Annotated in this window: 11 protein-coding genes; 7 read left to right on the forward strand and 4 right to left on the reverse strand. The window is 68.9% G+C overall.

Translation table 11 applies throughout. The features are described 5' to 3' along the window. Positions 1-1,606, reverse strand: a 1,606-nt coding sequence (locus OXN85_12285; GenBank protein ID MCY3600735.1) for a DUF5916 domain-containing protein, incomplete at its 3' end; no start/stop codon positions are given. 170 nt (positions 1,607-1,776) lie between these two features. Between OXN85_12285 and OXN85_12290 the strand changes: the two genes are divergently transcribed. Next, positions 1,777-2,376, forward strand: coding sequence for a hypothetical protein (locus OXN85_12290; protein ID MCY3600736.1), 600 nt, complete (start codon positions 1,777-1,779; stop codon positions 2,374-2,376). 143 nt (positions 2,377-2,519) lie between these two features. Then, positions 2,520-4,688: a dehydrogenase E1 component subunit alpha/beta gene (locus OXN85_12295; GenBank protein ID MCY3600737.1), complete on the forward strand. Its 2,169-nt coding sequence runs from the start codon at positions 2,520-2,522 to the stop codon at positions 4,686-4,688. 16 nt (positions 4,689-4,704) lie between these two features. Here OXN85_12295 and OXN85_12300 read toward each other — a convergent pair whose 3' ends face one another. The 3 genes from OXN85_12300 to OXN85_12310 are packed head-to-tail and all read right to left on the reverse strand — an operon-like array spanning position 4,705 to position 7,110. After that, entirely contained in the window at positions 4,705-5,646 is a 942-nt protein-coding gene (locus OXN85_12300) for a formamidopyrimidine-DNA glycosylase (GenBank protein MCY3600738.1), read from the reverse strand. 40 nt (positions 5,647-5,686) lie between these two features. Then, the gene (locus tag OXN85_12305; GenBank protein ID MCY3600739.1) at positions 5,687-6,805 is read right to left on the reverse strand and encodes a hypothetical protein; all 1,119 of its coding nucleotides are present in this window, start codon (positions 6,803-6,805) and stop codon (positions 5,687-5,689) included. Between the two features lie 56 nt (positions 6,806-6,861). After that, positions 6,862-7,110 carry a ferredoxin family protein gene (locus tag OXN85_12310; GenBank protein ID MCY3600740.1) on the reverse strand — a complete coding sequence of 83 codons (249 nt, stop codon included), beginning with the start codon at positions 7,108-7,110 and terminating at the stop codon, positions 6,862-6,864. Between the two features lie 194 nt (positions 7,111-7,304). Here OXN85_12310 and lipA point away from each other — a divergent pair, with 194 nt between their 5' ends. From lipA to OXN85_12335, 5 genes are all read left to right on the forward strand, one after another. Further along, positions 7,305-8,234 (forward strand): lipoyl synthase, encoded by a 930-nt coding sequence (gene lipA, locus OXN85_12315; protein ID MCY3600741.1) that lies wholly within the window; start codon positions 7,305-7,307, stop codon positions 8,232-8,234. Continuing rightward, positions 8,231-9,349 (forward strand): pyruvate dehydrogenase (acetyl-transferring) E1 component subunit alpha, encoded by a 1,119-nt coding sequence (gene pdhA / locus OXN85_12320; GenBank protein MCY3600742.1) that lies wholly within the window; start codon positions 8,231-8,233, stop codon positions 9,347-9,349. Before lipA ends, pdhA begins: the two co-directional genes overlap by 4 nt. Continuing rightward, the gene (locus OXN85_12325) at positions 9,349-10,332 is read left to right on the forward strand and encodes a pyruvate dehydrogenase complex E1 component subunit beta (GenBank protein MCY3600743.1); all 984 of its coding nucleotides are present in this window, start codon (positions 9,349-9,351) and stop codon (positions 10,330-10,332) included. The genes pdhA and OXN85_12325 overlap by 1 nt, the downstream gene beginning before the upstream one ends. Positions 10,333-10,351: 19 nt before the next feature. After that, the gene (locus OXN85_12330; protein ID MCY3600744.1) at positions 10,352-11,689 is read left to right on the forward strand and encodes a dihydrolipoamide acetyltransferase family protein; all 1,338 of its coding nucleotides are present in this window, start codon (positions 10,352-10,354) and stop codon (positions 11,687-11,689) included. A gap of 23 nt (positions 11,690-11,712) precedes the next feature. Next, a partial coding sequence (locus tag OXN85_12335) for an FAD-dependent oxidoreductase (GenBank protein ID MCY3600745.1) occupies positions 11,713-11,964 on the forward strand: 252 nt, incomplete at its 3' end.

An 11,964-nucleotide genomic window follows, 5' to 3' on the forward strand; every position in this document is an offset into this window, starting at 1 on the left:
TGAGGAAGACCTGGTAGTACTGGTGCCCCGTCCGCCGCAGGAAGCCCACTTCGGGGTTGAAGTTCTCGCCGAAGTACTGGTACTGGAGGTTCCCCCGCCACTTGCGGGTCGTGAGACCGAAGGTCGCGTCGAACGCCCCGTCCGCGTCCGTCAGGCCGGGGGTCGCCGTCCTCGCCCCCCACGCCGTCAACGTCCACGCCTCCCCCAGGCCCAGCTGCCCATCCACCGCGTAGGTCCGGTTGTAGTCGCCGGAAGCGCTCCCGTCGCGGTTGATGAAGGCCCCGCCGATCCGCGACCGGTTCGGCAGTTCGCGCGCCACCCGGGCGACCGAATACGCGTTCGCGCCCTGGATGCCCTCGATCCCATCCGTCCCGATGTGCAGCATCCCGACGTTGAACCCGGCCGCGCGCCCGGAGACGCGGGCGCCGCCGGTGATCGGCACCTGCCGCCCGTTGGCGATGCCGATGCGGCGGCTGAAGAAGAGATCCGCCCCACCGCCCCCGACCGCGAAGAACCCCGCGTTCTCGAGGAAGAAGGGGCGCTTCTCGGGGAAGAGCAGGCTGAAGCGCGTCAGGTTGACCTGCTGGTCGTCCACCTCTACCTGCGCGAAGTCCGTATTGTACGTCGCGTCGAGCGTCATTCCCCGCGTGAGCTGGAGCTTGGCCTCGCCGCCGACATCGTAGTTCTGCTCGAACGCCGTCTGCCCGCCCGCGTAGTCCCGCGCCGTCGAACCCAGCATGTACGGCGTAACCGAGCCGAGTCGCCGGAAGGGAAGCTCGAGCCCCGTCAGGTGGCCCGCGTAGTTGAGCCGGTAGAGGTTGAACTCGCGGGGGACCGCGGCCCAGAAGGACTCCTCGTTCCGGCGCCGGATCTGACGGGAGACGTTGAAGCCCCAGGTCGGATCGGTCCCGTAGCGGAGCGTGTTGAAGGGAATCCGGAACTCCGCGTACCAGCCTTCGCCGTCACGGCTCGTCGCGACGTTCCAGGAGCCATCCCAGTTCTTGTTGAAGCCTCCGCCGGCGCCGGATTGCATCCGCCGCTGGGTGTTGAAACCGCCCCCCAGGAAGAAACCGCCGCCACGGCCTTCGTTGGCAACCTGTCCGTCGTACTCGATGCCCGCCGGCGTCGTCCCGAACACGAACGCGTTCTGGAAGTCGTGGTAGGTGTCGAACGCGAGCAGGACGTGGTCGGCCTCGGAAACCTCGGCGTCCCGGATCCGATCCCCGGCGATAATCGCGGCCGGATCCCCGTCGAAGGCCCAGATCCCCACGTAGATGGCCTCGTCGTCGAACACCATGCGCACTTCGGTGCGTTCGGACGCCGGCTGCCCGTCGAAGGGTTCGCGCTGGATGAAGTCCGTCATCACCGGAGCGCCGTTCCAGGCCGCATCGTCCAGGACTCCGTCGATGGCGGGCGCCTCCGCCGTACGGACCGCGAGGCCTTCGAGCGTAGCGGGCGGCACCCCTTCCGGTTCGCGCTGCCCCGGACCGTCCTGCGCGCGCAACTCCGACGCCGGCATGAAGAGGACGATGAGACAGGCGATCCCGAAGCTCAGCGGCCCGCCGAGCCGGCAGCCGGGGAAACCATGGTTTCTTGGGAAGCTCATGTGACCGACACCTTTAAGGATGGATCTGAAGCATGCCAAGCCGGAAGGTAACGCTGAGTCAACACGTACCGGCTCCGCACGGTTGCAACGGGAAGCCGCCAATCCGTATGTTCAGATATATGGACACCGTTCAATCACGATTGAGATTCTTCCGTAAAGATATTCAGGGCTTGTCGCTGCGCGATTTTCGCGGCCGCGTCAACGCGGAGTTGCCCGAGCCCGCACGCGTGAGTCTCGGCACGCTGTCGAATTACGAACGGGACGCCGGCGCGTCCTCGAGGGCGGGCCCGCGGGCCGAGTTTCTGGCGGCGCTGAAGCGAGCCTTCCCTCCCCTTCGACTCGAGTGGCTGATTCTGGGCGACGGAGAGCCCACGACCCTCGCCCAGCGACTCGCCGCGCCCGAGGGCCTCGAGCCCTCCTTCGCCTCCCGGGTTCTGGCGCGTTACCCCGATCTCGAGCTGCTCTCGCCGGAAGCGTCGGCCCTCTTCATGGCCGCGCTGACGCGGCTGGCCATGGGCGAACCGAAGCTGGCGCTGGATGAAGGGGACCTGATCCAGCTGGCGGGCGACCTGCGCTGGCTCCTCCTGCTTCCCGCGGGGGCGTGGGGATTCCGCCACGCGCCGCCCTATCGGTCGTTCTCCGACTACGCCGTCGCGATGCTGCACGCGCTGAGCCAGCTCATGCCCGAGAGCGGGGAGGGGGACCCCATCGCGGACCACGCCGACTCGATTCTCCCGCGCCTGCGCCGCTTTCTGAAGGTCGGTTTCTAGACGCGGCAGGGGTGCTTAGATTCCCCGCCGGGTCTTCGTCGCGGTTGGGGCGGGGCGGTTGCGGAGGGCGAAGGCGGAGTCGTGGCGAGTCTCCAGAGCCCGGAGACCCGGCACCCAAACTCTTCCTGATTACCTGGACATACATGGCAACCCCTATCGACCAGACCGACGATCTGGAGCGCGCGCTCAGCGCCCTCGCCCGCCCCGAATGGCGGGACCTCCAGGCCGAAGACCTCCTCGCGATGTATCGCACGATGTATACGTCGAGGACGATCGACGACCGCGAAATCGCGATGAAGCGGCAGAACCGCGTCTTCTTCCAGATTTCCGGCGCCGGACACGAAGCGCTCCTCGTCGCGGCGGGCCGCGCGCTCAGAGCGGGGCACGACTGGTTCTTCACCTACTACCGCGACCGCGCGCTCTGCCTCGAGCTCGGCATGTCTCCCTACGAGATGTTCCTGGGCGCGGTCGGGGCGGAGGAAGATCCGTCGACTGGCGGACGGCAGATGCCGGCGCACTTCGGTTCTCCGGCCCTGCACCTCGTCACGCCCTCCAGCCCGACGGGCACACAGTTCAACCAGGCGGTGGGGTGCGCGGAGGGCATCGCTCGCGCGCGGACCGCCGGCCTCGACGGACTCGACGCCGTCGCCCCGCAGGTGGAATCGGATGAGATCGTGCTCGTGTGTACGGGGGACGGCACGACCTCGGAAGGAGAGTTCTGGGAGGCGATCAACACCGCCTCCAACCTGCAGCTTCCCATCCTCTTCCTCGTGGAGGACAACGGATACGCGATTTCCGTGCCGGTGGAGGTCAACACGGCCGGCGGCAGCATCTCGAGTCTCGTGCGGAACTACCCGAACCTCCACGTCGAAGAGGTCGATGGAACGGACCCGCTCGAGAGCTACGTCGTCATGCGGCGCGCCGCGCGATACGTGCGGTCCGGCCACGGTCCGGCGCTCGTGCACGCGCATGTCACCCGGCCCTACAGCCACTCGATGTCGGACGATGAGCGGCTCTACAAGTCCGAGGGAGAACGGGAACTCGAATCCGAGCGCGACCCGCTCGCCACCTTCGCCGACTACCTCGTGCGGGAAGGCGTGATCGAGGCCGACGCACTCGAATCGCTCGAGGCGGAGATCAGGGCCGATGTCGCCGACGCGGCGGACCGGGCCATGGCCCGCCCGCAGCCGAACCCCGATACCGTCTACGCGCATGTGTACTCGCCCGATGTCGACCCCGCGTCGAGCGCCTTCGAGACGAAGGCCCGGCCGGACCCGGAGGGGAATCCGAAGACGATGGTCGACCTGCTCAACGCCTGCCTCCGTGACGAGATGCGGCGCGACCCGCGGATCGTGGTGTTCGGGCAGGATGTGGCGGACGCGAGCCGCGAAGAGATCCTCGACGAGGTCAAGGGCAAGGGCGGCGTCTTCAAGGTGACGTACGGCCTGCAGCGCGAGTTCGGGTCGCTTCGCGTGTACAACGCGCCCCTCGCGGAGGCGAACATCGTCGGACGCGCCGTGGGTCTCGCCGTGCGCGGGCTGAAGCCGGTCGCCGAGGTCCAGTTCTTCGACTACATATGGCCGGCCTACCACCAGTTCCGGAACGAGGTCGCGACCTTCCGCTGGCGCTCCGCGGGACGTTGGAAGTGCCCGCTCGTCATCCGGACCACGTACGGCGGCTACATCTCGGGCGGCGCCATCTACCATTCGCAGACGGGCGCCTCGCTCTTCACGCACACGCCCGGCATGCACGTCATCTGCCCTGCGAACGCGGAGGACGCGAACGGGCTCCTGCGGACCGCGATCCGGTGCGACGACCCGGTGCTCTTCCTGGAGCACAAGCACCTGTACCGGCAGACGTACAACAAGGGCATCTATCCGGGTCCCGACTACATGATCCCGTTCGGCAAGGCCGCGCTCGTCGCCGAGGGGGAGGACCTCACGATCGTCACGTACGGCGCGATGGTGGAGCGCACGCGCAAGGCGCTCGCGAAGCTCGACCGCGCGGGGGAGCCGGTGCGCGCGGACCTGATCGACCTGCGGTCGCTGAACCCGGTCGACATGGACGCCATCCGTCGCTCGGTGATGAAGACGAACCGCGTGCTCGTGGCCTACGAGGACGCGAAGTCCTGGGGCTACGGGGCGGAGATCTCGGCCCGCCTGGCCGACGAACTGTTCGAGTGGCTCGACGCACCGATCCGCCGGATCACTTCGACGGACACCTTCATCGGCTACGCGCCCTCGCTCGAAAACGCGTCCCTGCCGCAGGTCGACGACATCGCCGAAGCCATCGTGGAACTCGCCACCTGGTAGTCGGCGGGGGCCGGTTTCACTCGGCGGAGGCCGGCCCTCCCGACTGAAGCTCTTCCAGCGCTTCCAAGCTGCGGGGCCAGTCCTTCCCCAGCAGCCGGGAGAGGGCCCGGTCCGCCAGCACTTTTCCGCCGGTCTGGCAGGCGGCGCAGTAGTTCGTCTCGTTGTCCGCGTACCGGATCCGCTGCACCGGCGCTGCGCAGTCCGGGCACGGCCGCCCGTACTTCCCGTGTACGGCCATCCCGGCGTGGAACGCGGTCACCTTCTCCGGGAACTCCCCGGCCAAGTCGTCCCGCAGCCGGCGCGTCCAGTGCTCGAGCGTGTGGCGCGTGGCGTCGCGGAGCCGGCCGATCTCCTCGGCGCTGAGCCGACTCGTCCACTTGATCGGCGACAGCTTCGCACGGTGCAGGATCTCGTCGGAATAGGCGTTGCCGATGCCCGAGAAGAGCCGCGGATCCGTGAGCGCGCGCTTGAGCGTGTGGTTGCGGGCCGTGAGCGTCTCGCGGAAGACGATCGGCTCCGCGGTGAGGGGATCGATGCCGCCCGGGTCGTGCCGGGCGAGCGCCTCGGCGCCCCTCACGACGTGGAGTGACGCCCGCCGCTTCGTGCCGGCTTCCGTGAGCAGGAGGCTCCCGTCGGCGAAGTCGAAGGCGGCGAGACCCAGCCGCCGCGGGATCGTCACGCCGGGATCGCGCCACCGGAGCCGCCCCGCGATCATGAGGTGGAGGACGAGCCAAAGCTCCGGTTCGTCCTCCCGGTCATCGGGAGCCGCGAGTCCGATCGCGATACGCTTCCCCAGCCGGCGCAGGGCCACGACCTCGCGGCCGTGCGCCTCCGCCAGCGGTGGATCGACGCTCCGAAGCAGGAAGGGGCTGCCGAGCCGCACTCGCTCCAGAGTCCGCCCGAGGACGCGCGCTTCCAGCCCTTCCAGGTAGATCGTGATGTCGGGCAGCTCGGGCATCGGCGAAGTCCGGCGGAGAACCGCTAGTGCGGTGGCGACACTAACTGCCGCCGTCCGAGCGGGATGCGTGCCCGTTGGCGTGGGCGGCTTCGTTCGGTTTCTCAAGGGTGTTGCGAAGATCCTGGACGTAGTCCGGGTGCTCGCGGTTGAACTCCGGCCAATCCTCGTCCCGGGCGACGATGATGCCGCCGACGGCGCCCATCGCACCTTCCGGCGCCGGGTGGCCCAGCGGGTTCGAGTATTGGACGGAGATGCGGTAGACGCGGTCCTTCCGGATCCGGACGCCCCCGCGCCACCAGAGCCGGCTCGTGGGCACGCCGACGGTGCGGCCTTCGCCGTCCACCTCGGGCCCCGTTTCCCAGATCACCTTGCCCGCCGTGACATCCTCGAGCCGAATCCAGTCCCCGTAGTCGTGCAGGTGCCCTCCGATGGCGAGGATCCGCCCGTCCACGGCGGGGCTGCCCTCCCAGCTCCTCCGGTGAGTCCCGGGCGGAAGCGGAAACTCCTTCTCGCCGACCGGGCCCATCACGTCGAGATAGAACGGATAGACGTCCACGGGCTCGACGAGGCCCGGATCGTCGAACGGCGTGTACGGAAGCCGGATGTGCAGGAAGGCTTCATCGTGGGACGCTTCGGGGAGCGGGGCGAACATGGCGCTCACGAGGACCCGGGTGCCGGGCGCGAGGGGAACGCCCAGCACGCGCGGCAGAAACTCTCGCTTCGTCTCGCGCCCCGCGGCGAGAATACGGCGCGGGACGGCGGAGAAGAGTTCGCGGTTGTCGGGGTCGATGACGTTGACGTGATGGAGCAGGCGATCGGGGAGCGGGCTGCCCTCCCGGTCCCTCATTTGCCACGAGAACCCGTGCATCCAGCCCGCGACGGGCAGCTCCGCGAGTTGCACCGGGGGCCGGAGGTGCGGACCGGCGGCGGGCAGGGAGACGGGGCCGACGACGATCTCGAACTCGCGGTCGGTCGCGTCCACCCGCACGTCGATGAGCGGGCTCGCGGCCGGCAGGCGCGGCGGGACCGAGGCGGCGGCAGGCGCCGAAGCTCCGTGTCGGTGTTCCTGTGCGGCGGGGGTGTCCGACGCCCGCCCGGGCGGCGACAGCCCATGCGAGGACAGCGGGTGCGGCGGAAGCAGGAGGCCGAGGCTCAGCAAGGGCGCTCGAATGGCCGCAGGATTTATGCGACACCGCGCGAGGCTCACGCCCGGAATCAGTCGGGCGGGGGAACGTCGAAGTAGGTGTAGTTCTTCGCGGTGAAGGCGTCATACTGCTCCGGCACCTCGTCGTCCGGATAGATGGCCTCCACGGGACACTCGGGCACGCAGGCGCCGCAATCGATGCACTCCTCGGGATGGATGTAGTACTGATCCTCTCCCTCGTAGATGCAGTCGACGGGGCACACGTCCACGCAGGACGCATCCTTCTCGCTCATGCATGGTTCGGTGATGATATAGGTCATGCGCGGGAAGATATCCGAGGCCCGAGGGCTGAGCAATTCCGCCATCCCCCCTGTACGGGTGGGGCGGATCGGGTTGGTCCGTCGCGCAACAGCCGGTATCTTGGAGGGTTCCGGGCGGACGGCATGCGGACGCGTCGGCGCGGTGCGCGGGACACGGAATGCAGACCGGATCACACAGCGAGAAAGCGTCAGCCTTGAAGCCACTCGAGGTCATACAGGGAGGGAGCACGGCCGATGCCTGGCCTTCGCGGAAGCCGCGATGGCTCAAGGTGCGGGCGCCCGGAGGGCCCAACTACATGCGCCTCAAGGAACTGATGCGGGGGCTCGAACTCAGCTCGGTCTGCGAGGAGGCGCAGTGCCCCAACATCGGCGAGTGCTGGGAGGCGGGCACGGCGACGTTCCTCATCATGGGCGACGTGTGCACGCGCAACTGCCCCTACTGCGCGATCGCGCACGGCCGGCCGGAGGAACTCGACGAAGACGAGCCGCGGCGGGTCGCGGAGGCCATCGAGCGACTGCAGCTCAACCACTGCGTCATCACGTCCGTGGATCGCGATGACCTGCCCGATGGCGGCGCCTGGATCTTCGCCGAGATGATCCGCGAGATCCGGCTGCGCCGTCCCGAGTGTTCGATCGAGGTCCTGACGCCGGACTTCCAGGGGAATCCCGAGGCGATCCGCACGGTGATCGACGCGAGGCCGGAGATCTTCAACCACAACATGGAGACCGTGCGCCGGCTGCACCGGGTCGCCCGGCCCGGCGGCCGCTACGACCGCTCGCTGAACGTCCTGACGACGGGACGGCAACTGGACGACCAGGTCCTCATCAAGACGGGGATCATGCTCGGGCTCGGCGAGACGTCCGCCGACATCGACGAGTTCATGGGAGACGCGCTCGAAGCCGGCGTACAGATCCTCACGCTGGGGCAGTATCTGAGGCCGTCGCCGGACCATCTTCCGATCGACCGCTACGTGCCCCCGGAGGAGTTCGCGAACTGGAAGGAGATCGGGGAATCGCGAGGGTTCCTGCACGTCGAGAGCGGACCGCTCGTGCGGTCCAGCTATCACGCGCGTGAGCAGGTGGTCGAACTGCGCCGGCGGGTCGCGGCGCTGGCGGCGGGATGAGCGCGGCGAACCCCGGCCGGTCCACGGCCACGGTCTCCGACGCTCCGGCGGGAGCCCCCGGGTCGGGAGCGAGCGGAGACCCCGACGCATTCCTCGGACTCTCGAAGGAGGAGTGCGTGGAACTCCTCCGCGAGATGATCATCGAGCGCCGGTTCGAGGAGAAGGCGGCGGAGGTCTACCAGGTCGGCAAGATCGGCGGTTTCTGCCACCTCTACATCGGGCAGGAGGCCGTCTCGGCGGGGTCGATTTCCCCGCTGCGGGACGACGACTACGTGATCACCGCGTATCGCGATCACGCGCAGGCCATCGCGCGCGGGATGACGCCGAACGCCGTCATGGCCGAACTCTACGGACGGGCGGACGGCTGCTCGAAGGGCTTCGGCGGCTCGATGCACATGTTCGACAAGTCGCTCAATTTCATGGGCGGCCACGGCATCGTCGGGAGTCACCTGCCGCTTGCGGTCGGAGTCGGCTACGCGATCCGCTACCGGGGCGGAGACCAGGTCTGCCTCTGTTTCTTCGGCGATTCCGTGGTCAACATCGGCGCCTTCCACGAGTCGATGAACATGGCCGCGCGCTGGAAGCTGCCCATCATCTTCCTCCTCGAGAACAACCGGTACGGGATGGGGACCGACTACCGGCGCGTGGCGGCGGTGAAGGAACTCAAGGACCGCGGCCGGGCGTACGAGGGCCTCACGTCGCTCGACGTGGACGGCATGGATGTGCTGGCCGTCCGCCAGGCGATGGAGGAGGCGATCGAGCGGGGACGGAACGAGAAGACGCCCAGCTTCATCGAGGCGCGCTGCTTCCGCTACATGGGCCACTCGATGGCGGATCCGATGCACGGGACGTACCGGACGCGCGAGGAGGTCGAGAAGTGGCGGTCGGATGACCCGATCCTCTCCTTCACCCGGCAGCTCATGGACGCGGGGCGGCTGACGGAGGAGGATTACCAGGCGATCGACCGCGAGGCAAAGGAGATCGCCGAGGAGTCCGCGGCCTTTGCGAACCGGAGCCCCTTCCCCGATTCGGAAGCGCTCTATCGCTACGTGTATTCGGACGGGTACCCGGACGACATGCGGCGACGCGATGCGTGGCGGAAGGAGCTGCGCTGATGGCCGTCCTCACGTATCGGGAAGCGCTGAACGACGCCCTCCGCGAAGAGATGGAGCGGGACGACTCGACCTTCATCATCGGCGAGGAGGTGGGCGAGTACGACGGCGCCTACAAGGTCACGAAGGGGCTGCTCGACCAGTTCGGGGAATGGCGCGTGCGGGACGCCCCGATCGCCGAGTTGGGGTTCGCGGGGCTCGGCGTGGGCGCGGCGATGGCGGGGCTGCGGCCGATCGTCGAGTTCATGACGTGGAACTTCGCCCTGCTCGCGATCGACGAGGTCGTGAACGCGGCGGCGAAGATGTTCCAGATGTCGGGCGGGCAGTACAACGTCCCCATCGTCTTCCGGGGACCGGGCGGCGCGGCGCTACAGCTCGCGGCGCAGCACTCGCAGTCGCCGGAGCCCTGGTACAGCTACGTGCCGGGGCTGAAGGTGATCGCGCCCGCCACGGCGAAGGACGCGAAGGGACTCCTCAAGAGCGCGATCCGCGACAACGACCCCGTCGTGTTCATCGAGAGCGAGATCATGTACAACCTCGTCCGGGATGAAGTGCCCGAGGAGGAGTACCTGACCCCGATCGGCAAGGCCGAGGTGAAGCGCGAGGGGTCGGACGTGACCGTCGTGTGCCACTCGAAGATGGTGCACCAGGCGCTCGCGGCGGCCCGCGCGCTGGAGAAGGAAGAGATCGACGTGGAGGTGCTGGACCTGCGCACGGTGCGACCGCTCGACGTGGACGCGGTCGTGGCCTCCGTGAAGAAGACGAACCGGGCCGTGGTCGCGGAAGAGGGGTGGCCGATGTGCAACATCGGGGCCCAGGTCGTGGACGACATCCAGCGCGAGGCGTTCGACTCCCTGGACGCCCCGGTGGCGCGCGTGAACGGGCTGGACGTGCCCATGCCCTACGCGAAGAACCTGGAGAAGCTCGTAACCCCCAATGCGGACCACGTGGCGGCGGCGGTGCGCCACGTGTGCTACGCGGACTAGCCGAGAGACATCGACCGATATGCCTACGCGAGTCGTGATGGCGCAGCTGAGCCCGACGATGGAGGAGGGCAAGCTCATCGAGTGGAAGGTCGCCGAGGGCGATGCCGTGGCGCAGGGAGATGTCGTCGCGGAGATCGAGACCGACAAGGCGAACATGGATGTCGAGGCGCTCGGCGGCGGCGTGCTGCGCAAGATCGTCGTGCCGGAGGGCGCCACGGTCCCCGTGGGCGCGCTCATCGGCGTGATCGCCGAACCGGACGAAGCCATCGACGACCTGCTCGCCGAGGCGGCGGCGGGCGGCGAGGGGCCGGCGGAAGGCCCCGCCGAGGAGCCCGCCGCGCCCGCCGTGGCGCCGGAGCCCGCGGCACCGGTCGAGGTCGCGCCGGACCCGGCTGCGGCGGCCGCGGCGGCGCCCGCAGGCACGGTTGCGGCGACGCCCGGCGACTCGGCCGCGGCGGCCGGGGGCCGCATCAAGGCCTCGCCCGTCGCGCGGCGGATGGCCGCGGAGAGCGGGATCGCACTGGCCGGCGTCGCCGGCTCCGGGCCGGGCGGCCGGATCGTCAAGGCCGACATCGAGGCCGCGCTGGCCCGGGGCGCCCCGGGCGTCGCGCCGGTCCCCGCCGCCACACCCGCGCCGCCCGTCCCGGCGGCGCCCGCACCGCCTCCACCCGGGCTCGAGGACCGGGTCGAAGAGGCGAGCCAGATGCGGAAGGCGATCGCGCGCCGGCTCGGCCAGTCGATCGGGCCCGTACCCCACTTCTTCCTCACGACCGAGGTCGACATGGGCCGGGCGCTCGAGTTGCGCGCGGACCTCAACGCCCGCTTCGCGGACGGCAAGATCGGGGTGACGGACCTGCTCCTGAAGGCGACCGCGGAGGCCCTGAACCGTCACCCGGCGGTCAACGCGTCGTGGGAGGAGAACGCGATCCGCTACCACGGCGCGGTCCACCTCGGCATCGCCGTGGCGCTCGACGAAGGCCTCATCACGCCGGTGCTGCGCGACGCGGGCCGCAAGGGGCTGCGGCAGATCTCGGTCGAGGCGCGGGATCTCATCGCCCGGGCGCGGACCCGAAAGCTCGCTCCGGAGGAATACCAGGGCGGCACCTTCTCGGTCAGCAACCTCGGCATGTTCGAGATCGACGAGTTCACGGCGATCATCAACCCGCCGGAAGCCGGCATCCTCGCCATCGGACAGACGGTCGAGAAGCCCGTCGCGGTGGACGGCCAGATCGTCGTCCGCAAGCGAATGCGCGTGACCATGTCGTGCGACCACCGCGTCATCGACGGCGCCACCGGCGCGGCGTTCCTCGGCGCCTTCAAGGCCATGCTCGAGAACCCGCTCGAGATGATCCTCTAGAGAACCAGAGAGTGAAGGGATAGATGTCGGAGACCTACGACGTCGTCGTAGTCGGGGCCGGACCGGCCGGCTACGTGTGTGCGATCCGGGCCGCGCAACTCGGACTCCGGACCGCCTGCGTCGAGAGCGGGTCGTACGAGGGCGGCCTCGGCGGCACCTGCCTCAACTGGGGCTGCATCCCCGCCAAGGCGCTGCTCGAGAGCGCCGCGCTCGCGCACAACCTGCAGCACCACGGCGCCCGCATGGGCGTGAAGCCTGTCGAAGTAGAGTACGAC

The sequence above is a fragment of the Candidatus Palauibacter australiensis genome, from assembly GCA_026705295.1.
GTDB classification, from domain to species: Bacteria; Gemmatimonadota; Gemmatimonadetes; order Palauibacterales; family Palauibacteraceae; genus Palauibacter; species Palauibacter australiensis.

What these genes read in the sequence shown, in the direction of transcription:
- OXN85_12300 (MCY3600738.1), bottom strand. Translation starts at nt 5,646, where the DNA reads ATGCCCGAGCTGCCCGACATCACGATCTACCTGGAAGGGCTGGAAGCG.
- OXN85_12325 (MCY3600743.1), top strand. Translation starts at nt 9,349, where the DNA reads ATGGCCGTCCTCACGTATCGGGAAGCGCTGAACGACGCCCTCCGCGAA.
- OXN85_12330 (MCY3600744.1), top strand. Translation starts at nt 10,352, where the DNA reads ATGCCTACGCGAGTCGTGATGGCGCAGCTGAGCCCGACGATGGAGGAG.
- pdhA (MCY3600742.1), top strand. Translation starts at nt 8,231, where the DNA reads ATGAGCGCGGCGAACCCCGGCCGGTCCACGGCCACGGTCTCCGACGCT.
- OXN85_12295 (MCY3600737.1), top strand. Translation starts at nt 2,520, where the DNA reads ATGGCAACCCCTATCGACCAGACCGACGATCTGGAGCGCGCGCTCAGC.
- OXN85_12310 (MCY3600740.1), bottom strand. Translation starts at nt 7,110, where the DNA reads ATGACCTATATCATCACCGAACCATGCATGAGCGAGAAGGATGCGTCC.